2 protein-coding genes are annotated in these 520 nt (G+C 44.4%); both read left to right on the top strand.

Annotated features, from left to right (window positions below; genetic code table 11):
* A partial coding sequence (locus R7Q48_RS31025) for a RimK/LysX family protein (RefSeq protein WP_318134258.1) occupies positions 1-243 on the top strand: 243 nt, incomplete at its 5' end.
* Between the two features lie 11 nt (positions 244-254).
* Positions 255-520 (top strand): UUP1 family membrane protein (locus R7Q48_RS31020; protein WP_318134257.1); only part of this gene is annotated, 266 nt, incomplete at its 3' end.

The raw sequence follows: 520 nt of genomic DNA, 5'->3' as shown, positions 1-520 counted from the left end.
TGGATCGAAGCGCCTGTTCTTCGTTATGTGAAAATTCGTCAAGTAACAAGTGAAGAACTGGAGCGTCGCGCTGTGGTCGAACTTTGGGTGCGAGTTGGAAAAATTCATGAAAAAGCGCAATTTACGTTGGCGGATCGCTCCCACATGAACCATCCTGTTTTACTAGGTAGAGAATTTATGCGCGACATCGCATTGGTTGATGTGAGCCGTACATACATTCAAACGGACGAAGATAAAAAATAATAAGGTAGATTATGACGTCAAAAATACCGTTTTACCTTTCAATCATCTTGTTGGTGGTTGCGGGCATTGCTTTGAGTGTTTTCAGACACCAAAATTACGGCGTGCCTTGGACGCCAGGCGAAACACGTCAAGTGTGGGATGTAGAGGCTCGTATCGAGTTCAATGCAAACGGGAATGAAGTGAAAGCTTCTCTTGCCGCTCCTCATACACAAAGTGGTTATACACTGATTGGCGAGTCTGCTTCTTCTTCTGGTTATGGCGTTTCCTACATTAATTC

The organism is Vibrio sp. 378, from assembly GCF_033339435.1.
The sequence above is the reverse complement of the archived record's forward strand: the minus strand, read 5'-3'. Positions and strand labels throughout refer to the sequence as shown.